Source organism: Maribacter aurantiacus (assembly GCF_005780245.1).
Lineage (GTDB): Bacteria > Bacteroidota > Bacteroidia > Flavobacteriales > Flavobacteriaceae > Maribacter > Maribacter flavus.
The window spans coordinates 703,186-727,651 of record NZ_VBUK01000001.1; the positions used below are offsets into that span (position 1 = coordinate 703,186).

A 24,466-nucleotide genomic window follows, 5' to 3' on the forward strand; every position below is an offset into this window, starting at 1 on the left:
TTTCTAAGTATAACAATATAAAACCTTAAAATTATGGCACATAAAAAAGGTGTAGGTAGTTCAAAAAATGGTAGGGAATCAGAATCGAAACGTTTGGGCGTTAAGATTTTTGGTGGCCAGGCTGCTATTGCCGGTAACATCATCGTTAGACAGCGAGGTACAAAACACAATCCAGGTGAGAATGTGTATGCCGGTAAAGATCATACATTGCATGCCCGTGTTGACGGACTTGTAAAATTCGAGAAAAAAGCAGGAGGGAAATCCTATGTTTCCATTGAGCCGTTTGAAGCTTAAGAAATAGTTCTCTATAAAAAATAAAACCCTCACATTGTGAGGGTTTTTTTATGCTGTTCTACAGTAATTTGTCTGCCACCTCTTTCCAAGAATTCACCCGTTCTATTCCCGTGGTATGGATGTTATGGGGTGATGTGAAAAGCAAAGGTCTACCAGCAAAATGGGTTAGGTTATAACTTCGGTCATCGATCAGAACATCGCCTTTTAAAATATGCTTATGTCCACAGAGGATTCTATTTTGCCAAGGTATAAAAGGAAAATGTTCATCCAACCAATCGCTTTTCTCTTCCAGTGAATTGGGAAATTGCATGGCCGCGGAGGCTATATATACTTCATATTTTTTAGCCAGTTCGTTCAGGACCTCCCTACTGTCGGCTATCGGTTTTAAATTTCTGAAGAAACCGCGGCGTCGCGCATGGTTCCGTACACTGTCCTGATGGGCTTCGGGAACCTTATGCCAGACTTCGCTACCCATACAATGCTCCTCGGTGAGCATGGCATTGAATTCTTCATTATAAATCTCAATATGGGCGCCATATGTATCTGCTATGACTTCGTCCATATCCACATATATCGTCATAAAATAAAAATTATATTATTTGTCCAATCCTGCTTGCGCCAATGTGATCAAGAGGGCCAGTTTTATCGATTCTTCGGATGGCTCGTCGTTCACATACCATTCGTGCAAGGAATGCGCCCCACCTCCAGATCCGCCCCTGCCGATACATACGGCCGGTATGCCCTTGGAAATGGGAATGTTGATATTGGTGGAGCCCCTGCCCAATGAGGGCGTACCCCCAAAATATTCGGTAGCGGCCATGCTCCTTTGAACCAAGGGGATATCAGCAGACAGTTCTCCCGAAGGCCTGTCACCAATCTTGATGAGCTCATAGGTTACTTCGCCCTGTATACCGCTGGAATTGTATTCGTTTATCGCCCTTTCTACGGATTGTTTAAAGATTTCTTCGATCTCATCCAAGTTTTTTGGGCTGATGGCCCGCATGTCCACCTCCATCCAGGATTCAAACGGTATCGAGTTGACGGAAGTCCCGCCACCAATTCTACCCACATTGAAGCTCGTCTTGGAGATATCTCCCGAAGTATATTCCCAAGCCGCTTTTGAAAAAATATCGATGGCCTTGCCTAGGGCGTGATGTGGATTTGCAAGTCCGAAAGCGCCCCATGAATGCCCGCCCTTTCCATTTACAAGTAGTTTATATCGTTTGGAGCCCAATCCTGCGTTACTGATCCTTCCCATACTGCCCCCATCAATGGCAATCCAGGAATCAATGTCCATGCCGGATTCGTTGAATATGAACTTCATGCCTCGGAGATCGCCCAATCCTTCCTCACCCACCGAGCCAACAATAAGAATATCCTTATCAGTTTTGACTCCAGCTTTGTTCATTCCCCTAAGCATGGAAATAAGATTTGCCAAAGCCCTTGTATCATCCCCAATTCCCGGTGCTTTTAAGGTATCGCCAAACTTTTTAACGGTAACGTCCGTACCTTCAGGGAAAACAACATCTAAGTGGGCATCAATCCCCACGTAGCCAGATTCCCCGCTCGTACCTTTTCTAAGACCGATGACATTGCCCACCTTGTCCGTCCAGAGACTGTCCACCCCTGCTTCTTCGAGTAGTTTGGCAAAGGCGATACCCCTTTTGTCTTCCTTAAAAGGCGCTGCGAGAATTTCGGTGAGGGCAATGTGGTCCTGAGTGGTCTGCTCCCTTTGTTCCTCTATGAATTTGAATGCCGACGCAACCTTTTTATCCTTGGCAAGCCGTTCAATTTCCTTTGTAAATTTTTTGTCGATGGAGACTGCTTCCTGGGCCCTTGAATTTTGAAGGGACCAAAAGACTATCAAGGCAACCAAAATAATTTTGTTCATTAGCTTCTTTTTTTGCGTAGCACCGCTATGAGGCTTTTAGATTATGGAATGTGAATTTAACGGATAATCCAATAAAGAAAAACCATTAGGATAAAAAAATAAAGCCCTTATTTTTGGTAAGGGCTTTATTTTGAAAGTATTCGGCTTAGTATCTGTAATAATCAGGTTTGAACGGTCCTTCTACCGTAACCCCAATATATTCGGCCTGTTCTTCATTAAGTTCCGTTAATTCGGCACCAAGGCGTTCCAAATGTAGTTTCGCAACTTTTTCGTCCAAATGCTTGGGCAGCATATACACTTGGTTTTCATAATTCTCACTGTTGTTCCAAAGTTCTATTTGCGCCAAGGTCTGGTTTGTAAAGGAATTGCTCATTACAAAACTTGGGTGGCCGGTGGCACATCCTAAGTTTACCAATCTTCCTTCCGCAAGAACAATTACATCCTTGCCATTGATGGTGTATTTATCCACCTGTGGCTTGATTTCGTCCTTGGTATCGCCATAGTTTTTGTTCAACCATGCCATATCGATTTCGTTGTCAAAGTGGCCAATGTTACAAACGATGGCTTTATCCTTCATAGCCTTAAAATGCTCCCCTCTAATGATATCCTTGTTTCCGGTGGTCGTTATAACGATATCGGCAGTACCAATCACCGTTTCCAATTTCTTCACTTCAAAACCGTCCATACACGCTTGAAGCGCACAAATAGGGTCTATTTCCGTAACGGTAACGATAGAGCCGGCTCCTTTGAAAGAAGCAGCGGTTCCTTTTCCTACGTCACCATAACCAGCTACGACCACCCTTTTTCCGGCGAGCATGGTATCCGTGGCCCTTCTTATGGCATCCACGGCACTTTCCCTACAGCCGTATTTGTTATCGAACTTGGATTTGGTTACGGAATCGTTCACGTTGATAGCAGGCATGGGCAAGGTTCCCTTTTTAACCCGCTCGTACAAGCGATGTACCCCGGTCGTAGTTTCTTCGGACAAGCCTTTGATACCACTGGCCAATTCGGGAAATCTGTCCAATACCATGTTGGTAAGGTCCCCACCATCGTCCAAAATCATGTTCAATGGTTTTCTGTCCTCCCCAAAGAAAAGGGTCTGTTCAATACACCAGTCAAATTCCTTTTCGTTCATTCCCTTCCAAGCATATACGGGAATACCGGCCTCGGCAATGGCTGCTGCCGCCTGATCCTGAGTGGAAAAAATATTACAGGAGCTCCAGGTAACCTCTGCTCCCAAAGCAACGAGCGTTTCTATCAATACCGCCGTTTGAATGGTCATGTGCAAACAACCTGCAATACGCGCCCCTTTCAAAGGTTGCACATTTTTGTATTCTTCACGCAAGGACATAAGACCGGGCATTTCGGCCTCTGCCAATTCAATTTCTTTTCTTCCCCAAGAAGCTAAACTTATATCTTTAACTTTGAAAGGCACAAACGGTATGGTAGTGGTGCTCATTTTTTTATTCTTTTTATTTTTATATATGCAACTCTTGAACTCCTAATTGCCTTGCAAAAGTACAAAATACCAATTAATTTATGCCGGTTTACAAGTTCATAACCGTTAATAAGGATAGTTTCTTCGCTGTTTGGAAAGTTGACGAATCTGAAGATGACCTATGGATTGGAATCCAATTGACAGACCATTGTCAAACTCGATTCAATGGCATGAAATCCGAATTGCATCGAAGGGCATTTTTAAGCATTAGGCACTTATTGGCACTTTACGGTTATGAGGACACCGATTTATATTACAACGAATTTGGAAAACCCCATTTGAAAGACGGGAACTATATTTCCATCACCCACTCCCACCATTTTACGGCAATTATTATTAGTAAAACGGAGGAAGTAGGGATCGATATAGAAAAGAACAGGGAAAAAATTCTCCGGATAGCCCATAAGTTTACCCCTTTTGAGGAGTACAGGACCTTGGCGAATACCGAGGCTATAATTCGGAAACTGACCATTGTTTGGGGTGCCAAGGAATCCCTTTACAAAATTTACGGCCAACAGGGCATCAGTTTTTTGCATCATATCAATGTGGCCGATTTCTCTTTTGACCAAAACCAAACTACGGCCGAAATCCTTTACCATGGGGATGTGTCCCATTATGACGTACACTTTTTGGAGTTCGAAGGTTTTACCCTTGTATATGCCATTAAGAAGTAAATGGGGTAGTTTTTGCACCTACAATCAAATATCTTTACCAAAAACATTTTATATGGACATATCCGTAGAACTTACTTTTTCCCCATTACAGGACGATTTTGAGGAACATATCATCAATTTTATCAAAAAACTTAGAAATTCCGGACTGGTCGTTTTGGAAAATCCCTTAAGTACGCAGGTTTTCGGACCCTATGAAACTGTTATGGATGTGCTGAAGACCGAAGTAAAAATTGCCTTTGAACTCATGGACAAGGGCTTGATGTACATGAAATTGGTAAAGTCCGACAGAAGCGCCTATGAGCCCCATTTTTGATTTTTTCCTTGGGCCCTACCGGGATAAGGAGACCTTTATCATAGTCATTGAAGCCATTGTCTTCGTAACCGGCATTTTAAGTGTTTGGTACGCCAAGAAGGAAAATATTTGGGTGTACCCAACGGGTTTGGTCGCTACGGTCCTCACTGTGTATCTTTTATATAGGGACCGATTGCTGGGTGATATGATGATGAACTTCTATTTTTCGGTCATGAGCGTTTACGGTTGGTGGAATTGGGCCAGGACCAAGAACGATAAAAAGATTGTCCAGATTTCAAGGACCAGTGCAAGGGAAAAAAGCATCGGTTTTGGACTTTTTCTGCTGACCATGGTCGTTACCTATATCGTATATCGAATTTTTGATGTGGAGGTGGGTCCATCGAACTATATCGATATTATCACCTCGGGCATTTTCTTCACTGGAATGTGGTATATGGCACTTAAAAAACTGGAGAATTGGACGCTCTGGATTTTGGCGGATGTCATTACCGTTCCACTTTATGCCTACAGGGGTTGGGGAATGCTATCCTTGCAATATCTTATATTTACCATCTTGGCTATCCAAGGCTATTTTGAATGGAAGAAAAGTATAGACAACAACCTTCAAGCATCCTAAAAGTAGTGCTTTTTGGGCCTGAATCCACGGGAAAGACGACTTTGTCCCAACAATTGGCCAAACATTATAATACGGTTTGGGTGCCGGAATATGCGCGGGAGTACCTACAGAACAAATGGGACAACGAACGTAAAACCTGTGAACCGGAAGACCTCTTGCCCATTGCCGAAGGTCAAATGCGCCTGGAAAACGAACTCACCAAAAAAGCAACGGAAATTCTTATTTGCGATACCGATCTCTTGGAAACCAAAGTATATTCAGAGGCCTATTACGTTGGGGATTGTGACCCTATTTTGGAAAAGTATGCTTTAGAGAATTCCTATGATCTTTATTTGCTGACCTATATCGATACACCTTGGGAAGCGGACGACCTTAGGGACAAACCCAACGAGAGGGAACAAATGTTCGAATATTTTAGGGCGACGTTGGAAAAGTATCATCGCAATTTTAGTATCTTAAAAGGGAATAAAAAAGAGCGCCTAAAGCGTGCAGTTGAACTCATAGATAATTTACGCAGAAAATGATAGCACTATCGGAACAGGATATGAAACAAATGGCAAACAAGGGGATTGCCAAGGAAAAAGTGGAGGACCAAATCAACACATTTAAGGAAGGAATTCCCTTTGTGGATTTGCAAAGTGCCGCCGTTGTTGGTAACGGGATTCTTCGTTTTACGGAGGTGGAAGAAAGGGAGTTAATCGACCATTACGAATCCAAAGTTAAGCACTTGGATATACTTAAGTTCGTGCCTGCATCCGGTGCGGCTTCCAGAATGTTCAAGGCACTTTTTTCTTTTTTGGATAGCTATAACCCTGCCAACGAATCCCTTGAGGATTACCTGGAGAGGACGGGTGACAAGGATATCAAAAAGCTTTCCGAAGGTTTGGAACAAATGCCCTTTTATAGAAAGGTAATGGACAGGCTTCCCAATAGTTTTAATTCTGAAGGGGAAAAGGTCTATTTGTTCGTAAAGGAACTATTAGGCGAGGATGCGTTGAATTATGGATTTTATCCCAAAGGATTATTGCCATTTCATAAATATGAAGAAAATACGGCGACACCTTTTGAGGAACACCTAAAGGAAGGTGCGCTGTATGCAAGTTCCTCTAGTGGCAGTAAACTGCACTTTACGATATCCGAACAGCATGAAGAAATGTTCCAGACAGAATTGGATCAGGTTGGGGAAAGGGTTTCCAAAGAAACGGGGATAAACTATACCGTGGATTATTCGTTTCAGAAACCTTCAACGGATACCATTGCCGTAGATATGAACAATGAACCCTTTCGGAATCCGGATGGCACCGTTTTGTTCAGACCAGGTGGGCACGGTGCCTTGATAGAGAATTTAAATGAACAGGATGCCGACGTTATTTTCATAAAGAATATCGATAACGTGGCCGTAATGCAGGATGCAAAAGCGGTCGCGGACAGCAAAAAGACCTTGGCAGGTGTCTTGCTGAAAGTCCAGAAAAAAGCTTTTGAATATGCTAAAATGCTAGATGAGGGAAGTGTCTCCAAAAAAGAACTGGATATAATAAGGGTTTTCTTATCCGAAGAACTGAATGTAAAATTTTCGATGGATTTCCATAGTCTATCCAATACGGAAAAGACGCATGTTTTAAAATCCAAAATCAATAGGCCCATCCGCATTTGTGGTATGGTGAAAAACGAAGGCGAACCGGGTGGCGGTCCGTTTTGGATAAAGAATGCCCATGGTGAGGTTTCATTACAGATAATAGAATCTGCCCAAATCGATATGGATAACCCAAAGCAAGTGGAAATTCTACAAAATTCGACCCACTTCAATCCGGTGGACTTGGTCTGTGGTATTCGCGACTTCAAAGGAAACAAATACAATCTCTTGGATTTTGTGGACGCCAAACAGGGGTTTATCACCGGTAAGACCATGAATGGCAAGGAATTGAAGGCTTTGGAGCTTCCTGGTTTATGGAACGGAGCCATGGCGAACTGGAACACCATTTTCGTAGAAGTTCCATTGGTAACCTTCAACCCGGTGAAGACGGTATTGGATCTTTTAAAGGATTCGCATCAAGCTTAAAATAACCAAGAAGTAAGTTTAAAAAGTGTGTACTTGTTACGCACTTTTTTATCTCAAAGAACATAAGTCTTAACATAATGAATAATGCCCATGTTTTTTTGAGACATACTGGGTATAACCTCTTTTTGCGTTAAAAAAAAGTAAAGTTTTATAGTCAAACATCCAACTCGGCAATGACCCCGTAAATAAAAGTAAGTACGAATCATTAACAAAAAATATCTAATGAAAAAGTATATCTTATTTAGCATAGTGGTTTTTGCAACGATAATGAGCGCCCATGCATATTCCTGCCAAATGGAAAAAGTTTCAAAAATTGAAATGGTAAACGACGATTATGAAAGAATTCCGTCTAGTGAGTTGACCCCCGCCGTAGTGGAAGAAATTTTAAAGGAATATCCAACATCAAAGTTGGGAGCGGCCTATAGAAATTCTAAAGGAATATTTAAGTTGGTCATGGTATTGAAAAGTGGTACCAGGCGTACGGTCTATATTGATCCTTATGGGAATTGGATTACCAATAAGAAGAGATGATGAATACTGTATTCATAGATTTATAAAAGGCTGCCACGGCAGCCTTTTTTATTTTTTAAATGCGTATTAAAGATTTTCTTTTCAAAGATTATTGACAAAATAAAAAAACACACTTCGTAAATCATTGATTTTCAAACAACAAAAATAAACGTTTCACTTTTTATTTTTTGGTAAGGTGACCTCAGGGCTAAAACTGTGTCCTATAAGATGTAAAGAAATTTAAAAACCCTCGAAAGTCAAACACTAACCGTTAACTGTAAAGGGGCCATTAAGTTTCAGGACGATTCAACAAAAACGGGCTATTACAAGTTGTGGTAGTTGTGTTTTGGTAGTTTTCATAAGGTTTTGGTTGTTGTACCCTAGTTTTGGTCCTGGAATTGATCTTGATGGTGGTAAAGGGAGCTGGTAAGTCGGCTCCCTTTTTTATTGGGTTATTTTTTTGTCGTCCTATATCGATTTATTAAATCAAGCAGTGTATTTTTGCCCCATCTCAAAGGGGTGCCGAATCCTAACAAGGAGGAAGCTGAGATTATACCCAATGAACCTGGGCAGGTAATGCTGCCAAGGGATGGCAATCGCCACATTAGGATTATCAAGGTCCTTAGTTGGACAAAAATTCATGTTTAATTTAGAATAATAGCCCCTTTTATTCGTAAAACTTTTACGAATGAAAAACTCTATGTTCACAACCTTGGCCTTTTTGGGCCTAACCATGGGCTCTTACGCCCAACAACAACCAACGGAAACGGATTCCCTTGAAGGGAAGAAAGTAGTACTGGACGAGGTCTTTGTCTCAGCGGTACGTGTTACCAAGGAGTCCCCCGTGACCTTTTCAAATTTGACAAAGGAAGAAATCAAGCCCAGAAATTTGGGTCAGGATATTCCTGTTTTAATGAACTTTTTGCCTTCGGTGGTTACTACTTCCGATGCAGGGGCCGGAGTAGGCTACACCGGTATTCGGGTACGCGGTAGCGATGCCACACGGGTAAATGTAACGATCAATGGAATTCCCTACAACGATGCGGAATCGCAGGGAACCTTTTGGGTGAACATGCCCGATTTTGCCTCCTCTACCGAGAGTCTGCAGTTACAGCGAGGCGTGGGAACCTCTACCAATGGGGCCGGAGCCTTTGGTGCCAGTCTCAATTTGTTGACCGATGGATTTTCCGAAGATGCCTATGCGCAAATTTCTTCCTCGTACGGCAGTTTCAATACCTTTCGGCGCAATATTAAATTCAGCACGGGTCTCCTAAACGATATCGTGGAAATTTCCGGGAGGCTTTCGCGTATAAATTCCGATGGGTATATCGACAGGGCCTCGTCTGATTTGGATTCCTATTTTTTACAAGGGGCCTATAAGGACGATACTACCCTGATCAAGGCCCTGCTTTTTGGGGGGCATGAAATCACCTACCAAGCTTGGTACGGTATCGATGCGGAGACCTTACGGACGGACCGCACCTTTAATCCGTCAGGAATTTATACCGATGAAAATGGCAGCATTCAATTCTATGAAAACGAGGTGGACGACTACAAACAGGACCATGCCCAACTTTTATGGAACGAACAATGGTCCGATTCCTGGAGTACCAACATCGCCCTGCATTATACCCGGGGGAGGGGATTTTTTGAGCAGTTTAGGGAGGACGATGCTTTTGAAACCTACGGTTTTGAACCCCTCAACGTGAACGGGGAAGAAGTGAACACCACTGACCTGATCCGCCGACGTTGGTTGGACAATGATTTTTACGGCACCGTTTTTTCCACAACGTATGATAGGGAAAACCTGAACCTGATTTTTGGGGGCGGATGGAACAACTACGAAGGAGACCACTTTGGCGAAATCATCTGGGCAAGGTTTGCCAGCAACAGTGAGCACAGGGACCGCTATTACGACGATACCTCTAAAAAATCCGATTTCAATATCTATTCCAAGGCAAATTATAAGCTGAACGATCGTTGGTCACTTTATGGAGATTTGCAGTACAGAGCGGTAGGGTACCGGGCCAATGGTGAGGACACGGGTTTGGTAGATGATACCTTCAACTTTTTCAATCCCAAAGCGGGGGTTACCTATGATTTGAACAGAAACAACAATTTCTACTTCTCCTATGCCCGTGCCAACCGGGAACCCAACCGGAACGATTATGAAAATGGCAGCCCCAGACCGGAAAAATTAGACGATTGGGAATTGGGGTGGCGTTACATTTCTCCAGATGTTCAAGTGAACACGAACCTGTACTACATGAAGTATCAGGACCAATTGGTGCTTACAGGGGAACTCAATGATGTGGGCGCCCCCTTAAGGGCCAATGTGGGGGATAGCTATCGGTTGGGACTGGAAGTTGATGCACAAGTGCGATTTGGCGATACATTTACCTGGAGACCTAACCTTACGTTGAGTACCAATAAAAACAGGGATTTTGTGTTCCAGAGGGATGGAGTGTTGCAAAATTTGGGAAATACCAATATCGCCTATTCCCCGGATATCATAGCCGGAAACCTGATAACCTACAGTCCGGCGGAAGCATTCCAAATTTCCTTGTTGTCCAAATATGTGGGCAAACAGTATATGGGGAATATAGATGCCGAAAGTTCCGTATTGGACGCCTACACCCAAACCGACCTGAATTTTCAGTACGAAATTCCGTTCAATGGGTTTTTGAAGAGTATCGTGTTTTCGGGGTTGGTAAATAACCTATTCGATGCGGATATTGTATCAAATGGTTATTTCTTTACCTTCGATGATGATTTTTCAAATCCCGGAGTGATTACCACCATAGAGGGAGCAGGATATTATCCACAGGCGGGTATCAATTTTTTATTGGGAGCAACCCTTAATTTTTAAGAAGTCGACCTAGTATCGAAATTAATTATATTGTGAATTATTAGGATAATCTAAAACAAAATCAAAATGAGCATGGGAATTTGGCAGACTTTTTTACTCTTATTAATTGTTTCATCTTTTGTTCTACCCTTGATTGCAATAATAAATATTTTAAGGAGTGAGTTCAAGGAAAATAATAGTAAGTTGATACGGGTACTAATAGTATTATTCCTACCAATTATAGGATCTCTAGTTTATTTTGTTGTTGGGCCATCACAAAAAAAGGATGAAACAGAAAGTATGGATTATTATTCCAAATAGGGTCTTGACTTTTATTTTGGAAACAGTTTGAAAATCAAGACCCCAAAGGTTTTTTAAACCTTTGGGGTCTTTCTTATTTGTAAAAAAGGCTTAATTCGTCACGGAAACAGTATTGCCCCCAAAACTCGTTCTATATTCCAACATGTCATAGTAGCGATTGCCATCGTCCGGTCTGTTGAGCATCTGTCCCGTAAAAAGACTGTATTCATAGTCCTCGCAGGAGCAGGTCGCTACCTGACCGTTCAAGGTCATGGTGGAACAATCGTTGGGCGCGTGGTTGGGACAACTGGCCTCAAAGGCTCGAAACTGGTTAAATCCGGCGTTAATTATAAAAACCCCACGGGTACCCACGCCATCCTGTGTTACCAAGACCGCACTTCCCGTATTCGTCAAGGGGTTGAAAAGGGGAAGGTTAAGGTTGGCATCGAACCTAAAATTGATTTCCTGCAGATAGGGATTGCGGTTTGTGGTGTTGTTGTCGCAGGCCAGAAAAAACAGAAAAAGAATAGGAAGGGATACGCGTTTCATGCTGTAAGAATGTTTGGGGATTCGATACTTAAATTTGTACAAAATTATATATATTTGTGGGAAATCCTCTCTAAAAAAGTCATGGGTATATGGCTGTTATAGAGGATTTTGCTATTTATAAAACGATGAACTAATGAGTAACGTATCATATTACACTGCTGAGGGACTTAAAAAGTTAAAGGAGGAATTGAATTACTTGAGGGATGTGGAGCGGCCCAAGGCTTCCCAGGCCATTGCGGATGCCCGAGATAAGGGAGACTTGTCCGAAAACGCGGAGTATGATGCCGCCAAGGAGGCCCAGGGACTGCTGGAAATGAAGATTTCCAAAATGGAGGCGACCTTGGCAAATGCCCGATTGATAGATGAATCCCAATTGGATACCTCAAAAGTTTTGGTACTCTCTACCGTAAAGTTAAAGAACCAGACCAACGGTATGGAGATGAAATATAAACTGGTAGCGGAAAGTGAGGCCGATCTAAAATCTGGGAAAATTTCCGTGAACTCGCCTATTGGAAAAGGGTTGTTGGGAAAAAGCGTGGGCGAAGTGGCGGAAATATCCGTACCCAACGGCACCATGAAATTTGACATTCTTGAAATCACGCGGGAATAGTAAATTTGAATCATCAAATTCCAATCCCACCATGGCAACCATGGTGGGATTTTTGTTTTGCTATATGCTATTATGGACCAGTATGGAGAACTAGTTTAGTGACTCAAAGGAAATACTATGCTGTTCTTTTGGTATCCTTTATGAACATTAGAAAATAAGTATCTTACACCTAAAATAGGAATATAGTAACTTGTTACTATACTCTTTGTTGTTCATTTTCATTCATTTAGGGGAGTTTTAGTTCCGTTTTAGACTGATCATACACGCAATGTATACATCAATATAAAACGGGAATCTTGAAGAAAAGAGACCTTGTCATTGTCTTATGGCAAACTATCCGTAGTTTTTATTCCTAATTTTAGGAGAAAATAAAATTAAAAAAAACTACGACCAACACGCGTTATGATCAATGGCCCAAAAGCATGAGCCTGAAAAAGGACCACAGATCATAGCGCCATCGTTAAAAGTTAAATTAAACTATCATACTTTTATTTAAGAATTAAAACCATGGCAACCCCATTCACTAAAATCATCAACGGAGAAATCCCATGCTACAAAGTTGCGGAGGATGAAAATTTCTTGGCATTTTTGGATATCAACCCAAATGCAACAGGCCATACCTTATGCATCCCCAAGGTGGAGGTAGACAAAATTCTGGACTTGGACGAGGCTACCTATATGGGGCTTATGGCGTTTTCTAGAAAGGTTGGAAAGGCTCTTGAAAAGGCCGTGGAATGTAAACGGGTGGGGATAACGGTCATTGGCTTGGAAGTACCGCACGTACATGTGCACTTGATTCCTTTGAACACCATGCAGGACGCTACCTTTCAAAAAAAGGTGAAACTATCGGAAGAGGAATTCAAGCAGGTAGCCAAAGCGATCGCTGCTAAACTTTGATTGTTCCTCCCAAAAAGAAGTACACCCCAATACCCACAATCGCGATCATCAGCAAAAGGATTATAAAAAATAGGAAGGTGGGTTTGGTGGATTTCTTTTCGGGCACGACCGTCTTTTGATAATAATCGAACAGACGCTCTATATCATCGGTCCATTTAACTGGATAGATCATCGAGCTACATTTTCTGCAGACAATCTGGTTGCTTATTTCGTTCGTTGTTTTGTGGAAAAAACGTCCGTAGGTATGTTTTTGATAAAAGGTCAACTTTAGGTCCTGGTTAAAACACTCCGGACAGTTATTGGTCAAGTCCGCTTCCTTGATTACTTTCAGTTTTTCCTTTGCCATGACTATTGGTGTACTTTAAGCGTAATTTGCATGATGGTTCCCTCTTTGCCAGAGGAGAGTACCTTTATCTTACCGTTATGATATTCCTCCACGATTCGTTTAACGAGGGATAGCCCTAAGCCCCATCCTCGTTTTTTTGTGGTCACGCCGGGGTTAAAAATAGTATTAAAATTACTTTTGGGGATTCCGTGACCGGTATCGGCCACGAGAATATTCACATATTTTCCGTTGGGAACGATCTCTATGGCGATGCTTCCCTTGCCTTTCATCGCATCGATGCCATTCTTCACCAAGTTTTCAATGGTCCAATTATACAGCGACCTGTTCAATAAAACCTGGGCATTCTCCACTTTTGAGTTGAAGGAAAAATGGATAAGCTTGGAACTCCGCCTTTTAAGGTAGTCATAGGCATTCCTGGTTTCAACGACAATGTCGCTCGCATCCAGTTTTGGAAGGGAGCCAATTTTTGAGAACCGTTCCGTGATGGTCTGCAATCGGGCAATATCCTTCTCAATTTCCTTGGTGATGTCCGGATTGATATTTTCGGTTTTCAAAAGTTCGTTCCATCCCAGCAAGGAGGAAAGTGGGGTGCCTATTTGATGCGCAGTTTCCTTCGCCATGCCCGCCCATAATTTGTTCTGTTCCGATGCCTTGTTCGTTTTGAACAGGAAATAGATTACCGCCCCAAATAGCAGAATGATGAGAAGTAAGGCAATAGGATAAAACTTCAATTTGTTCAATACTTCAGAATTTCCATAATAGAGCGTGGCCAAATGTTCGCCCTGCTGATCAATGGAAATGGGTACGTTCTCGTCCTGGAACTGCCTTAGTTTTTTCGAAATGTAAAGGGAATCCTTGGCCAGTTCCGTGGGTATATTGTTCGTTCTAATGGAGCTGTCCTTATTGATAAGGATCATGGGCGTTGATGTATTGTTTTGGAAAACCTTTAAATGCAGGCTGCCCAAATCAACATCCTCCGCAGATTGTAGGAATTCTGATTGGGCCGTGGCCCAAATCTCCATCTTTAGACGTTCCTCTTCCTTAAAGGTCTTAAAAAAGCTATTGGTATTCCAAAGTATCAGGCTCACAACGATAAAGGAGCCAACAACAAGGAATATATTGGACATCTTGTTTTTAGGACTAAAATTCATCCAGAAATTTTGTACTACTAAAGATAACCCAAAATGCGATTATTTGTTGTGTATTGATTGTCCTACAGTTTTATTCCCCGTTCATTTTGTTTATTTTTGATTTCTATTTATTAAAAGAGCATTAAGATGGAAATAGAAGGAAAGGTAAAAATGATTGGGGATACCCAAACATTTGGTAATAACGGTTTTAGAAAGCGTGAAGTTGTAGTCACTACAGACGAGCAATATCCCCAACATCTTATGGTTGAGTTTGTACAGGACAAATGTGATTTGTTGAACAACTACAAGGTTGGACAGGATGTAAAGATCAGTATCAATCTAAGAGGTAGGGAATGGACAAATCCCCAAGGCGAAACCAAATATTTCAATTCCATTCAAGGCTGGAGAATTGAAAACCTGACACCTTCCCAACCGGAAGGTATGCCTCCAGTACCGCCCATGGAAGCCTTTGAGCCTGCCGACAGTCTTAACGAGGAGGACCATGACGATCTACCTTTTTAAGTAGATTTACGAAAGCTATTTTTTAAAATTACTTCGATATACGGGAACTTGTTCGACCTGAAAAGGTTAAACAAGTTTTCGCTTTTTTGGGCTATTGTGTAATTTGAAAAAAAAGAATTTATAGTGCAGCGAGGACAAAATGCTATTTATTTTTTGGACCAGGAACTGTATTTTCCACCGGTAGAGAAGGCAAATTCTGAAGGCTTATTGGCCGTTGGCGGTGACCTTTCCCCGGAAAGATTGCTACTCGCCTATAGCAGTGGAATTTTTCCTTGGTTCAACGAGGATTCCCTGATTTTGTGGTGGAGCCCAGACCCCAGAATGGTGCTTTACCCAGAAGAGATACGTATTTCAAAAAGCATGCGAAAGGTTATTAAATCCGATAATTTTAGCGTTACCGTAAACACCAGTTTTGAAAGCGTGGTTGAAAACTGCGCGTCCATTGTACGGGAAGGGCAAAACGGAACGTGGATCACCCATGAAATGAAATCGGCCTACCTCAAATTACATGAAAGGGGAATTGCCAAATCCTACGAGGTATGGGAAGAGGGCAGTCTGGTAGGGGGTCTTTACGGGGTAGATTTGGGCCATATTTTTTGTGGTGAGAGTATGTTCAGTAAAGTTTCGAACGCTTCAAAGGTCGCCTTTATCCGGCTAGCACAGGATTTACAGCAAAAGGGCTACAAGCTTATAGATTGCCAATTGTACACAGATCACCTGGCAAGTTTGGGGGCAAGGGAAATTTCTAGGGAATCCTTTATGGAACAGTTAAAGGCTTAGCACAAGTTCTGTTAAAAAGAACAGGACGTTTTCTACTTTGGTCGTATAATTTTCGGCCCGATATTCCCCACCTATCTGAAATTTGGTCGTTGGAGTAAGCACCCATCCCAATTTTGGCGTTATCCTTTGGTCATATTCCGGGGTAATGGATCTGCCCACGCTTAAAAGGGATTCTGTAGAGATTACCAGATAAGGTTCGCCAACATCCAGTTTTTCCCCCATCAAAGGGAAATCGGCCGCAAACCGATACCGAAATCTATGTACTGTATTATCACTGGAAATCCTTTGTTCAGATCTAAATCGGTTTCCGTACCGAATACTTCCATTTTTAAAGGTGGCGTTGAACTGTTGGGTGAGTCGTAGTTCATTGTTTGCGTTGTTGTCAAAGGAATTTCGGATTCTATATTTTATGCCAAAACCAACACTTTGGTTGTCCCTTGTTTTAAGATTGGAAAAATGGTTGATGTCCATTTGCCGGACCGTAAGTTGAACATTGGAGTCCCTATAAAGAAAGGACCGGTTTTCAATTGAAAAGTTGTGGGAATAATTGGACGTTACATCATAATTCAGGGCCACCTGTGGATTCCAATAGCCCGTAAGGTTGTCCTGGGCCAAGTTTACGAAAGGGGCCATAAAAACAATCAGAACATGTAGTATGGAAATGCGTTTAATACAGGACATGGTCGTAGTTGGGAGGTAGGGACTTTCTCATTTTCTTAAAACTACCATCGGACCCAAAAAGCAGCTCGTAGTCAAAGTATTCCTTATCCTTTTTTCCCGCGACGATGAATTCATAGTTTATGCTGGGCAGGATCAGGTTTTGAAACGCATTCCGAATCGTTTTCTCCGTAGGCTCTTCTTTGGAAATAGGATATTGCTGTTGAATTCTTTTGATACGATATTTGGTAAAGGAATTATCGAGATATTTCAATATTTTTTCCAAGGGGTCCGATGGAATATCCACTTCTTTGATAAGTATTTCCACATCCTCCAAGGTTCCGTCTTCATCAAATTCAACACTGTACCATAACCTGTCCTTTTTGAACTTTGCCTCATAGCTAATTTTGGTACTGTCCGTTTCCCTGTAGAAACGGATTCTTTTAGCATCGTCTAACGTGTCATCGATAAGGTCCATTGCCGTTGAAGGAAATTGGCTTTTTCTGATCCGGTATTCCCGTTCATATTTATTTTGGGCGTTCACAAAACATCCAATAAGAATCAATAATGTAAGTAAACTATAGCTCTTCATATCTAAAACAACTTTTTTCGTGGTCGTTGACCATCCCAGTAGCTTGCATCATGGCATAGACCACGGTACTTCCAACGAATTTGAAGCCCCTTTTTTTGAGGTCTTTGCTAATGGTATCCGAAAGCGGAGTCGTCCCAGGGGCCTCCCTGTAATTTTCGACTTTGTTTTTAACGGGTTTGTTGGCTACGAACCCCCAATAATAATTACTAAAACTTCCAAATTCCTCTTGTATTTTAATAAATGCAAGGGCATTGGAAACAGTGGCATATACCTTCAGTTTGTTTCTTATGATACCTTGATTTTCTAAAAGTTCGTTTATTTTATTTTGATCGTACCGGGCTATTTTTTTATAGTCGAAATTGTCCAGGGCAATCCTGAAATTTTCACGTTTCCTTAAAACGGTTATCCAACTTAGGCCGGCTTGAAATGTTTCTAATATGAGAAACTCGAATAAGGTGGCATCATCCTTAACCGGAACGCCCCATTCCGTGTCGTGATAGGCCTCGTATAAGGCATCTCCCAAGCACCACCCACACCTTTTTACTTCTGTTTTATCACTGTGCATATCAAAAATACATGAGGGACAAAAGTAAAAAATCCCGCCACAAGTATTTTTGCGGCGGGACTTTTGTTTTTATTACCTTTTATTTTAAGGGAAGTAAACAAATGTTACTTTCTTTAAAGCAGGACTAATTGTTCGCTACGGTGGTTTTGCTTCTCAAATCAAGATATTCCAATTCTCCTGCTTCCAGTGCTTTCGCCATATCGGCCTTTACAAATTTATAGGAGTTAAAGAATTTCTTGCCATCAACGGCCGTAAGTTGGACCATGTCATCCTCCATTACCTTTACCACTTTGACCTTTACATCATCCAGGCTTTTGTAATTGGCAACGCCACCACGTTTTATGATGAAATTTGCCCTTGGAAAATGAATATGGTCAAAAGGTAGGTTCGTACTTTTTTGTATGGTAAAAATATCCCCAACCTTAACGTCGGCAGATTCGGTTTGTCCAAAAACACCAAAAGACACTAAAAACAATGTTAAAAATGATACTAAATGTTTCATAATACAATCAATTTAAGGTTCACAAATTAGGTTGTTAAAACAGTTTAATTTCCATGAACTATATGAAATTCGAAATTATAAACTTTTCAAATTATCATATCCATAAAATAACACCTGTTATTTCTTATTTCAAAAATAAAAGATCTAATTATCATAAAAGCATTACTTCTGTTAAAAAAAGTTAAACTTTTATTTTGTGATAGTATTGCTATTATATTCGCCAGTAATAACTATTAAAATTATGGAATGGAAGAGCTGTTTCAAGGTGTAAAAATTCGTGTGAACGATAAGTTATTTGTCAAAGACCCGGAATCGTCTGAGCTTGGGAAGTCCATTGTAAAGATGAGTATCGTTATGATGGGAGAGCTTGGATTCGAAAAATTCAATTTTAGAAAATTGGGCGAAAGAATAGGTTCCAATGAGAGTTCCATTTATCGCTACTTTGAGAACAAGCACAAGCTTTTATTGTATCTCACTTCATGGTACTGGGGATGGATGGAATACCAACTTGTTTTTGCTACCCATAACATTCCAAAGCCTGGCGAAAAACTGACCAAGGCCATTTATATGATCTCCAGGGAAATCACGGAGGATTCCAATTTTTCCCATATCAATGAGGTTCTTCTAAATAGAATCGTCATTAACGAGTATTCAAAATCCTACTTGACCAAAGAGGTGGACGAGGAAGATAAGGAAGGTTATTTTGCCAGCTATAAGAGATTGGCAAAAAGGTTAAGTGAAATGATAAAGCAGTACAATCCAAGCTACAAGTACCCATCCAGTTTGGCGAGTACCATATTAGGAGGTGCCCTGCACCAACACTTCTTAAAAGATCATTTTTCATCGATGACGGATTGTGGTGATGAAGTTACACCTACAGAATATTTGACCGACCTAGTCTTTAACGTTTTAAATCACACTAATGGCTAAAAAAATAATTACCGCATGGCAACGCTTAATAAGGATGCTAAAATTGGACAAAAAGGATGTCCGCCAAGTATTTTATTATGCAATTTTTGCCGGTTTGGTCAGTTTGACCTTGCCTTTGGGAATACAGGCCATAATCAATTTGATTCAGGGGGCACAGGTAACTACCTCCTGGATTATCCTCGTGATTTTGGTAACCTTGGGCGTGGCATTTCAAGGAGCGCTCCAATTGATGCAGATACGTATCATTGAAAATATCCAACAAAAAATATTTACTAGAAGTTCCTTTGAATTTGCCTATCGTTTTCCAAAGATAAAAATGTCAGAACTACGTAATTTTTATCCACCGGAACTGGCCAACCGTTTTTTCGATACACTGAACATACAAAAAGGAATTTCAAAATTATTGATTGACTTTCCCACAGCATTACTTCAAATTATTTTCGGTCTATTGCTGTTAAGTCTTTATCATCCGTTTTTTATCGCCTACGGAATTCTATTGTTGGGTTTGATCTATGTGGTCTTTAAGTACACCATTACAAAGGGTCTTGAAACAAGTTTACTGGAATCCAAACAAAAGTACAAGGTGGCCCATTGGATTCAGGAAGTGGCCAGGTGTATCGTAAGCTTTAAATTATCGGGGAAGACAAGTCACGCCCTTGAAAAGAACGACTATCTGACTGAAGGTTACCTAAAAGCAAGGGAAAACCACTTTAGAATTTTGGTGCTTCAGTTTATCCAAATGGTAGGTTTCAAAATTTTGGTTACTGGGGGACTATTGATCATTGGTGGACTTTTGGTACTCAATCAGGAAATGAATATTGGCCAGTTCGTAGCTGCGGAAATTATAATCCTACTGGTTATTAGTTCCGTAGAAAAGTTAATCGTTGGTCTCGAGTCCTTTTATGATGTGTTGACCGCTCTTGAAAAATTGGGACAGGTGGTCGATATGGAAATAGAACCTCAGCAGAAGGACCTTGAACTTCTGGACCAAGAGGATTTTAAAGTAGAGCTCGATACTATTACCTACTCGGTACCGGACAGGCAAAAGCCCATTTTGGATGGTATTTCCCTTCAGATAAATCCAAAGGACAGAATATTGATAAGAGGTACGAATGGCGCCGGAAAATCCAGTGTCTTACATCTTGTTTCCGGACTCATAGAGCCAACTAAAGGAAATATTTTTGTAAATGGTGTACGACTAAAGGCAGAAAACCTAAATCACTTTAGGTCAAAAGTGGGGCAATCCTTAAAGTTGGAGACTCCTTTTGAAGGTACATTGTTGAACAATATAACCTTTAATGATACTACCATACCTAAGGAGGATATTTTATGGGCTTTGGAGGTTACGGGACTTAGCCATATCGTTAGGGAAATGGACAATGGCCTGGATACCATGATTTTTCCCGAAGGCAAGCAAATTTCCTATACCGTTGCCAAGAAAATTGTGTTGGCCAGAAGTTTGGTCAAACGGCCCAAGCTACTGGTTCTTCGCGATCCCTTAGATCAATTCGATGCTGAAGAGGCGGATCGCATTATGGATTATCTCACCCATCCGGATAGGCCATGGAGTCTAATGGTCGTAAGTGATGACCCAAAATGGGTAACTAGGTGTGGCCGTATAATCAATTTGGCCGATGGTAAAATTTTAAACAACGAATAGCGCTATGTTGAATATATCTAAAACCGTATTAAATAGAAGCGTGGACCTATCTGGTTACAAAGCTGTGCAAAGGGTCAGCCAACACAAGTACAATAAACATTTCAACCGTTTTCTGATTGTGCTAGCGGTAATCTTTATTATCATGCTCTTTTTACCATGGACCCAGAACGTTCGCGGAAGGGGTTTTTTGACCACCCTAACACCCGATCAAAGGCCTCAGACCATACAATCACCAATTCCTGGGCGTATAGAGAAGTGGTTTGTAAGAGAGGGCGACTTTGTGGAAAAAGGGGATACCATATTACATATATCCGAAGTAAAAAACGAATATTTTGATCCAAGGTTGGTGGAGCGAACCGGAATGCAGATCAAAGCAAAGGAAATGTCTGTCACCTCATATCAGGAAAAAGTGAAGGCACTAGAAACCCAGATAGGTGCCTTGAACAAGGAACTCTCCTTGAAATTGGAACAGGCACAGAACAAATTGCTTCAGGCAAGGTTGAAAGTACAGAGCGATAGTATTGACTTGGAAGCTGCAAAGACTAACATCACCATTGCACAAAGACAATTTGACCGTACCACCCAATTGGAGTCTGAAGGCCTTAAGGCCGTAACCGATGTAGAGGAAAAAAGATTGAAGTTGCAGGAAACCCAAGCGAAACTGATCTCACAGGAAAATAAGTTGTTGGCCAGTAAAAACGAAGTTTTGAATGCCCAAGTGGAAATTACAAGGGTACAGGCAGAATATGCTGATAAGATTGCAAAGGCCCGTAGCGATAAGTTTACTGCGCAGTCCAGTCAGTTCGATTCTGAGGCACAGGTGACCAAGTTAGAGAACGAGTTTACCAATTATTCCATCCGCAACGACCTCTATTATATTAGGGCACCGCAAAGCGGATTTATAAACAAGGCCATTCAAGCTGGTATAGGAGAGACCTTTAAAGAAGGAGATCGTTTGGTAGGCATTATGCCGGCAAAATATGATATGGCGGTGGAAACCTTTATAGAGCCCATAGATTTGCCATTGATGCACCTAGGAGAGAAAGCAAGAATAGAATTTGACGGATGGCCCGTCATTATTTTCAGCGGATGGCCAAATGTATCCTACGGTACCTATGGAGGGGTTGTCGTTGCCATTGAAACGTTCATCAGCGAAAATGGAAAATACAGAATTTTGTTGGCCCCAGATCCTGAGGACCATCCATGGCCGAAAGATCTTAGAGTGGGTTCAGGTGCCAATACTATAGCCTTATTGGATGATGTTCCTATTTGGTTTGAACTATGGAGACAATTGAATGGCTTCCCTCCAAATTATTACCAACCGGAGGGGGCGAAAGCGGAACCGGTCAAAAAATAACTATGAATAAGTATTTTATCCTAATACTACTATTTTTCTGTAGTTTTTTGGTAAATGGGCAGCAAAACGATACGTTGGTCCTTAAGTTCAACGAATATCTTGGATATGTCAAAAGATTTCATCCTATTGCCAAGCAGGCGGAACTTGCCTTAAGTACGGGTCAGGCAAACTTGTTAAAGGCAAGGGGCGGTTTTGACCCCAAGTTGGATGTGGATTACGAACGTAAGGATTTTAAGGGTACAGAGTATTATGACCGTTTAAACGCGACCTTCAAGATACCCACATGGTATGGTATAGAACTCAAGGGTAATTTTGAGCAGAATGAGGGCGAGTTTATAAACCCCGAGGAATCCGTACCGGAAAACGGACTGTATAGCGCTGGTATCTCCCTATCACTTGGACGTGGTTCTTGGATAAACGAACGTATGGCAACCCTAAAACAAGCCAAGTTTTTCAGGGAACAAAGTAAAGCAGACCGGGATTTGCTCGTGAACCAAATATTGTTCGATGCTTCTTTGGCTTACTTTAAATGGTTACAGGCCTATAGGGATAGTCAAGTATATTCGAATTTTTTGGAAAATGCCCAGATCCGTTTTACAGGAATAAAAAAGAGTGCCCTTGCAGGTGATATCGCCGCCATTGATACGGTAGAAGCGAAAATTGCGGTACAGAATAGGGCCTTGGAACTGGAACAGGCACGGGTTACTTTGGTGAACAAATCTATGGAACTTTCTAATTTCCTTTGGTTGGGCGATAATATCCCTGTGAATTTGCAGTCCAACGTAATTCCAGAGGACAATCTGGACTTGGAAATCGATGAAACTTTTGAAATTTTAGGCAAACCCTTGGACAGTTTTTCCTTGGAAAACCACCCAAAATTGAAAAGTCTGGGGTTTAAGGTCGATGGACTCATTGTGGACAAAAGATTGAAAACAAATAAACTCCTGCCTACCATTGATGTAGATTATAACCTGCTAACGGAAACTCCGGAATTGGCAAATTCACTTCAGACTGATTATTACAAAGGAGGAGTAACCTTTCAGTTGCCTTTATTCCTTAGAAAGGAACGCGGCGATTTACGATTGGCGAAAATCAAATTACAGGATGCACGGTTGGAATATGACAATGCAGAGGTGGCCATACAAAATAAGGTAATAGCCATATATAATGAGTTGGATTCATTTGAAGATCAAAACCGTTTGATTTTGGATATTGTTACAAACTATCAAAGTCTATTGACGGCCGAAGAACGAAAGTTCAGTTTTGGTGAGAGCTCTCTTTTCCTAATAAATTCAAGGGAAAGTAAACTTATCGATGCGGTACTGAAACAGAATGAAGTCCAGAATAAATATTATACGGCCAAGGCAAAGCTTTTCAACAGTTTGGCCGTGAATCCCGTGAATCTTTAATTTTCCCGTTTATGGCATTATCAAATGTACATATAGGCCCAAATCTTAAGCAATTTGTCAAGGACGCCTTTTTTTTGTTAGGCGGAATTCTCGCTGCCGCATTTGGATTGGAAAGTTTCCTATTGCCAAATCAATTTATTGATGGTGGTGCAACGGGTATCTCCTTACTCTTGGCTGAGGTCTATGAAATACCTTTGTATGTACTGATCATTCTTGTTAATATACCTTTCATTTTTTTGGGATATAAGGTCATAGGAAGACAATTTACGATTAAGACCACCATAGCCATTGTTGGTTTAGCTTTTGTTTTGGTAACATTGGATTTCCCAGAAGTTACCCAAGACAAACTTTTGGTAGCCGTTTTCGGTGGTTTTTTTCTGGGCGCAGGTATAGGACTTTCCGTTCGGGGTGGTGGTGTATTGGATGGAACTGAAATCTTGGCCATCTACTTGAGTAGGAAGATGGGAACGACCATTGGGGACATCATCATACTCATCAATGTTTTGGTTTTTATGGCCGCAGCGTATTTGCTTTCAGTGGAGTCCGCCCTGTACTCCATGTTAACCTATTTAGCGGCATCCAAAACCTTGGACTTTGTAATAGAAGGTATCGAGGAATACACAGGGGTTACCATAATTTCAGATCATAGCGAACAGCTTCGGGATATGATCATCAATGTTTTGGGAAGGGGAGTGACTATTTATCCCGCAAAGGGAGGATATGGAAAGAATGGCGCTCATAACGAATACGATGTGCTTTTTACGGTAATTACGCGGTTGGAAATTCGGAAATTGAATATTGAAATATCCAAAATAGATCCAAAGGCCTTCGTAGTTATGAGCAAGATAAACGACACACGGGGTGGCATGATCAAAAAGAGAAATATAAAATAATAGTAATACTATTAAAAAAGAAAGTTTAACACCCAATTAACATAGTAAATATTTTAAATTC

Annotated in this window: 28 protein-coding genes; 18 read left to right on the forward strand and 10 right to left on the reverse strand. The window is 41.3% G+C overall.

What is annotated here, in order from left to right; all coding sequences use genetic code 11:
- Positions 1-33: 33 nt before the first annotated feature.
- Positions 34-294 (forward strand): 50S ribosomal protein L27, encoded by a 261-nt coding sequence (gene rpmA / locus FEK29_RS03050; protein ID WP_099544685.1) that lies wholly within the window; start codon positions 34-36, stop codon positions 292-294.
- A 58-nt stretch (positions 295-352) separates the two neighbouring features.
- Here the strand turns inward: rpmA and FEK29_RS03055 are convergent, their stop codons facing one another.
- The 3 genes from FEK29_RS03055 to ahcY form a co-directional block, all read right to left on the reverse strand.
- The gene (locus tag FEK29_RS03055) at positions 353-874 is read right to left on the reverse strand and encodes a 5' nucleotidase, NT5C type (RefSeq protein WP_138256912.1); all 522 of its coding nucleotides are present in this window, start codon (positions 872-874) and stop codon (positions 353-355) included.
- Positions 875-889: 15 nt separating this feature from the next.
- A complete protein-coding gene (locus FEK29_RS03060) occupies positions 890-2,185 on the reverse strand; it encodes a M20/M25/M40 family metallo-hydrolase (RefSeq protein WP_138256913.1) in 1,296 nt (431 codons plus the stop codon).
- 145 nt (positions 2,186-2,330) lie between these two features.
- Positions 2,331-3,647: an adenosylhomocysteinase gene (gene ahcY / locus FEK29_RS03065; RefSeq protein ID WP_138256914.1), complete on the reverse strand. Its 1,317-nt coding sequence runs from the start codon at positions 3,645-3,647 to the stop codon at positions 2,331-2,333.
- An 80-nt stretch (positions 3,648-3,727) separates the two neighbouring features.
- Here ahcY and FEK29_RS03070 point away from each other — a divergent pair, with 80 nt between their 5' ends.
- The 8 genes from FEK29_RS03070 to FEK29_RS18190 all read left to right on the forward strand — a co-directional run bounded on the left by FEK29_RS03070 (position 3,728) and on the right by FEK29_RS18190 (position 11,027).
- A complete protein-coding gene (locus FEK29_RS03070; RefSeq protein ID WP_138256915.1) occupies positions 3,728-4,360 on the forward strand; it encodes a 4'-phosphopantetheinyl transferase family protein in 633 nt (210 codons plus the stop codon).
- 52 nt (positions 4,361-4,412) lie between these two features.
- The gene (locus FEK29_RS03075) at positions 4,413-4,673 is read left to right on the forward strand and encodes a hypothetical protein (RefSeq protein ID WP_138256916.1); all 261 of its coding nucleotides are present in this window, start codon (positions 4,413-4,415) and stop codon (positions 4,671-4,673) included.
- A complete protein-coding gene (gene pnuC / locus FEK29_RS03080; protein WP_138256917.1) occupies positions 4,657-5,289 on the forward strand; it encodes a nicotinamide riboside transporter PnuC in 633 nt (210 codons plus the stop codon). The genes FEK29_RS03075 and pnuC overlap by 17 nt, the downstream gene beginning before the upstream one ends.
- Positions 5,250-5,813 carry an AAA family ATPase gene (locus tag FEK29_RS03085; protein WP_138256918.1) on the forward strand — a complete coding sequence of 188 codons (564 nt, stop codon included), beginning with the start codon at positions 5,250-5,252 and terminating at the stop codon, positions 5,811-5,813. Before pnuC ends, FEK29_RS03085 begins: the two co-directional genes overlap by 40 nt.
- On the forward strand, positions 5,810-7,348 hold the full coding sequence (locus tag FEK29_RS03090) for a DUF4301 family protein (protein WP_138256919.1): 1,539 nt from the start codon (positions 5,810-5,812) through the stop codon (positions 7,346-7,348). The genes FEK29_RS03085 and FEK29_RS03090 overlap by 4 nt, the downstream gene beginning before the upstream one ends.
- Before the next feature lie 222 nt (positions 7,349-7,570).
- Entirely contained in the window at positions 7,571-7,879 is a 309-nt protein-coding gene (locus FEK29_RS03095; RefSeq protein ID WP_138256920.1) for a hypothetical protein, read from the forward strand.
- Positions 7,880-8,546: 667 nt separating this feature from the next.
- Positions 8,547-10,727, forward strand: a complete 2,181-nt coding sequence (locus tag FEK29_RS03100; protein ID WP_138256921.1) for a TonB-dependent receptor — start codon at positions 8,547-8,549, stop codon at positions 10,725-10,727.
- A gap of 72 nt (positions 10,728-10,799) precedes the next feature.
- Positions 10,800-11,027: a PLDc N-terminal domain-containing protein gene (locus tag FEK29_RS18190; RefSeq protein ID WP_394347765.1), complete on the forward strand. Its 228-nt coding sequence runs from the start codon at positions 10,800-10,802 to the stop codon at positions 11,025-11,027.
- Positions 11,028-11,117: 90 nt separating this feature from the next.
- Here the strand turns inward: FEK29_RS18190 and FEK29_RS03110 are convergent, their stop codons facing one another.
- Positions 11,118-11,555: a Rieske (2Fe-2S) protein gene (locus FEK29_RS03110; RefSeq protein ID WP_162850205.1), complete on the reverse strand. Its 438-nt coding sequence runs from the start codon at positions 11,553-11,555 to the stop codon at positions 11,118-11,120.
- A gap of 133 nt (positions 11,556-11,688) precedes the next feature.
- On the opposite strand from FEK29_RS03110, the gene greA reads away from it, so the two are divergent.
- Complete coding sequence (greA, locus tag FEK29_RS03115; RefSeq protein ID WP_138256923.1) at positions 11,689-12,165, forward strand: transcription elongation factor GreA; 477 nt, start codon at positions 11,689-11,691, stop codon at positions 12,163-12,165.
- Positions 12,166-12,672: 507 nt separating this feature from the next.
- The gene (locus tag FEK29_RS03120; RefSeq protein WP_138256924.1) at positions 12,673-13,062 is read left to right on the forward strand and encodes an HIT family protein; all 390 of its coding nucleotides are present in this window, start codon (positions 12,673-12,675) and stop codon (positions 13,060-13,062) included.
- Here the strand turns inward: FEK29_RS03120 and FEK29_RS03125 are convergent.
- Positions 13,052-13,408: a hypothetical protein gene (locus FEK29_RS03125; protein ID WP_138256925.1), complete on the reverse strand. Its 357-nt coding sequence runs from the start codon at positions 13,406-13,408 to the stop codon at positions 13,052-13,054. The genes FEK29_RS03120 and FEK29_RS03125 overlap by 11 nt on opposite strands.
- Before the next feature lie 2 nt (positions 13,409-13,410).
- Entirely contained in the window at positions 13,411-14,559 is a 1,149-nt protein-coding gene (locus FEK29_RS03130) for a sensor histidine kinase (protein ID WP_138256926.1), read from the reverse strand.
- A gap of 126 nt (positions 14,560-14,685) precedes the next feature.
- Here FEK29_RS03130 and FEK29_RS03135 point away from each other — a divergent pair, with 126 nt between their 5' ends.
- A complete protein-coding gene (locus FEK29_RS03135; RefSeq protein ID WP_138256927.1) occupies positions 14,686-15,060 on the forward strand; it encodes a DUF3127 domain-containing protein in 375 nt (124 codons plus the stop codon).
- A 144-nt stretch (positions 15,061-15,204) separates the two neighbouring features.
- Positions 15,205-15,840 (forward strand): leucyl/phenylalanyl-tRNA--protein transferase, encoded by a 636-nt coding sequence (gene aat / locus FEK29_RS03140; protein ID WP_138257338.1) that lies wholly within the window; start codon positions 15,205-15,207, stop codon positions 15,838-15,840.
- Here aat and FEK29_RS03145 read toward each other — a convergent pair.
- From FEK29_RS03145 to FEK29_RS03160, 4 genes are all read right to left on the reverse strand, one after another.
- On the reverse strand, positions 15,829-16,521 hold the full coding sequence (locus tag FEK29_RS03145; protein WP_138256928.1) for a DUF2490 domain-containing protein: 693 nt from the start codon (positions 16,519-16,521) through the stop codon (positions 15,829-15,831). The genes aat and FEK29_RS03145 overlap by 12 nt on opposite strands.
- The gene (locus tag FEK29_RS03150; RefSeq protein WP_138256929.1) at positions 16,508-17,089 is read right to left on the reverse strand and encodes a PepSY-like domain-containing protein; all 582 of its coding nucleotides are present in this window, start codon (positions 17,087-17,089) and stop codon (positions 16,508-16,510) included. The genes FEK29_RS03145 and FEK29_RS03150 overlap by 14 nt, the downstream gene beginning before the upstream one ends.
- On the reverse strand, positions 17,076-17,654 hold the full coding sequence (locus FEK29_RS03155) for a DNA-3-methyladenine glycosylase I (RefSeq protein ID WP_138256930.1): 579 nt from the start codon (positions 17,652-17,654) through the stop codon (positions 17,076-17,078). Before FEK29_RS03155 ends, FEK29_RS03150 begins: the two co-directional genes overlap by 14 nt.
- 124 nt (positions 17,655-17,778) lie before the next feature.
- Positions 17,779-18,156 (reverse strand): hypothetical protein, encoded by a 378-nt coding sequence (locus FEK29_RS03160; protein ID WP_138256931.1) that lies wholly within the window; start codon positions 18,154-18,156, stop codon positions 17,779-17,781.
- A gap of 246 nt (positions 18,157-18,402) precedes the next feature.
- Between FEK29_RS03160 and FEK29_RS03165 the strand changes: the two genes are divergently transcribed.
- The 5 genes from FEK29_RS03165 to FEK29_RS03185 are packed head-to-tail and all read left to right on the forward strand — an operon-like array spanning position 18,403 to position 24,405.
- Positions 18,403-19,086 carry a TetR/AcrR family transcriptional regulator gene (locus tag FEK29_RS03165; RefSeq protein WP_138256932.1) on the forward strand — a complete coding sequence of 228 codons (684 nt, stop codon included), beginning with the start codon at positions 18,403-18,405 and terminating at the stop codon, positions 19,084-19,086.
- On the forward strand, positions 19,079-20,746 hold the full coding sequence (locus tag FEK29_RS03170) for a peptidase domain-containing ABC transporter (protein ID WP_138256933.1): 1,668 nt from the start codon (positions 19,079-19,081) through the stop codon (positions 20,744-20,746). The genes FEK29_RS03165 and FEK29_RS03170 overlap by 8 nt, the downstream gene beginning before the upstream one ends.
- 4 nt (positions 20,747-20,750) lie before the next feature.
- Positions 20,751-22,103: an HlyD family secretion protein gene (locus FEK29_RS03175; RefSeq protein WP_138256934.1), complete on the forward strand. Its 1,353-nt coding sequence runs from the start codon at positions 20,751-20,753 to the stop codon at positions 22,101-22,103.
- A gap of 2 nt (positions 22,104-22,105) precedes the next feature.
- Positions 22,106-23,512, forward strand: coding sequence for a TolC family protein (locus FEK29_RS03180; protein ID WP_138256935.1), 1,407 nt, complete (start codon positions 22,106-22,108; stop codon positions 23,510-23,512).
- 11 nt (positions 23,513-23,523) lie between these two features.
- Entirely contained in the window at positions 23,524-24,405 is an 882-nt protein-coding gene (locus tag FEK29_RS03185; protein ID WP_138256936.1) for a YitT family protein, read from the forward strand.
- Positions 24,406-24,466 lie beyond the last annotated feature (61 nt).

What these genes read in the sequence shown, in the direction of transcription:
- rpmA (WP_099544685.1), top strand. Translation starts at nt 34, where the DNA reads ATGGCACATAAAAAAGGTGTAGGTAGTTCAAAAAATGGTAGGGAATCA.
- FEK29_RS03055 (WP_138256912.1), bottom strand. Translation starts at nt 874, where the DNA reads ATGACGATATATGTGGATATGGACGAAGTCATAGCAGATACATATGGC.
- FEK29_RS03060 (WP_138256913.1), bottom strand. Translation starts at nt 2,185, where the DNA reads ATGAACAAAATTATTTTGGTTGCCTTGATAGTCTTTTGGTCCCTTCAA.
- ahcY (WP_138256914.1), bottom strand. Translation starts at nt 3,647, where the DNA reads ATGAGCACCACTACCATACCGTTTGTGCCTTTCAAAGTTAAAGATATA.
- FEK29_RS03070 (WP_138256915.1), top strand. Translation starts at nt 3,728, where the DNA reads ATGCCGGTTTACAAGTTCATAACCGTTAATAAGGATAGTTTCTTCGCT.
- FEK29_RS03075 (WP_138256916.1), top strand. Translation starts at nt 4,413, where the DNA reads ATGGACATATCCGTAGAACTTACTTTTTCCCCATTACAGGACGATTTT.
- pnuC (WP_138256917.1), top strand. Translation starts at nt 4,657, where the DNA reads ATGAGCCCCATTTTTGATTTTTTCCTTGGGCCCTACCGGGATAAGGAG.
- FEK29_RS03085 (WP_138256918.1), top strand. Translation starts at nt 5,250, where the DNA reads ATGGAAGAAAAGTATAGACAACAACCTTCAAGCATCCTAAAAGTAGTG.
- FEK29_RS03090 (WP_138256919.1), top strand. Translation starts at nt 5,810, where the DNA reads ATGATAGCACTATCGGAACAGGATATGAAACAAATGGCAAACAAGGGG.
- FEK29_RS03095 (WP_138256920.1), top strand. Translation starts at nt 7,571, where the DNA reads ATGAAAAAGTATATCTTATTTAGCATAGTGGTTTTTGCAACGATAATG.
- FEK29_RS03100 (WP_138256921.1), top strand. Translation starts at nt 8,547, where the DNA reads ATGAAAAACTCTATGTTCACAACCTTGGCCTTTTTGGGCCTAACCATG.
- FEK29_RS18190 (WP_394347765.1), top strand. Translation starts at nt 10,800, where the DNA reads ATGGGAATTTGGCAGACTTTTTTACTCTTATTAATTGTTTCATCTTTT.
- FEK29_RS03110 (WP_162850205.1), bottom strand. Translation starts at nt 11,555, where the DNA reads ATGAAACGCGTATCCCTTCCTATTCTTTTTCTGTTTTTTCTGGCCTGC.
- greA (WP_138256923.1), top strand. Translation starts at nt 11,689, where the DNA reads ATGAGTAACGTATCATATTACACTGCTGAGGGACTTAAAAAGTTAAAG.
- FEK29_RS03120 (WP_138256924.1), top strand. Translation starts at nt 12,673, where the DNA reads ATGGCAACCCCATTCACTAAAATCATCAACGGAGAAATCCCATGCTAC.
- FEK29_RS03125 (WP_138256925.1), bottom strand. Translation starts at nt 13,408, where the DNA reads ATGGCAAAGGAAAAACTGAAAGTAATCAAGGAAGCGGACTTGACCAAT.
- FEK29_RS03130 (WP_138256926.1), bottom strand. Translation starts at nt 14,559, where the DNA reads ATGAATTTTAGTCCTAAAAACAAGATGTCCAATATATTCCTTGTTGTT.
- FEK29_RS03135 (WP_138256927.1), top strand. Translation starts at nt 14,686, where the DNA reads ATGGAAATAGAAGGAAAGGTAAAAATGATTGGGGATACCCAAACATTT.
- FEK29_RS03145 (WP_138256928.1), bottom strand. Translation starts at nt 16,521, where the DNA reads ATGTCCTGTATTAAACGCATTTCCATACTACATGTTCTGATTGTTTTT.
- FEK29_RS03150 (WP_138256929.1), bottom strand. Translation starts at nt 17,089, where the DNA reads ATGAAGAGCTATAGTTTACTTACATTATTGATTCTTATTGGATGTTTT.
- FEK29_RS03155 (WP_138256930.1), bottom strand. Translation starts at nt 17,654, where the DNA reads ATGCACAGTGATAAAACAGAAGTAAAAAGGTGTGGGTGGTGCTTGGGA.
- FEK29_RS03160 (WP_138256931.1), bottom strand. Translation starts at nt 18,156, where the DNA reads ATGAAACATTTAGTATCATTTTTAACATTGTTTTTAGTGTCTTTTGGT.
- FEK29_RS03165 (WP_138256932.1), top strand. Translation starts at nt 18,403, where the DNA reads ATGGAAGAGCTGTTTCAAGGTGTAAAAATTCGTGTGAACGATAAGTTA.
- FEK29_RS03170 (WP_138256933.1), top strand. Translation starts at nt 19,079, where the DNA reads ATGGCTAAAAAAATAATTACCGCATGGCAACGCTTAATAAGGATGCTA.
- FEK29_RS03175 (WP_138256934.1), top strand. Translation starts at nt 20,751, where the DNA reads ATGTTGAATATATCTAAAACCGTATTAAATAGAAGCGTGGACCTATCT.
- FEK29_RS03180 (WP_138256935.1), top strand. Translation starts at nt 22,106, where the DNA reads ATGAATAAGTATTTTATCCTAATACTACTATTTTTCTGTAGTTTTTTG.
- FEK29_RS03185 (WP_138256936.1), top strand. Translation starts at nt 23,524, where the DNA reads ATGGCATTATCAAATGTACATATAGGCCCAAATCTTAAGCAATTTGTC.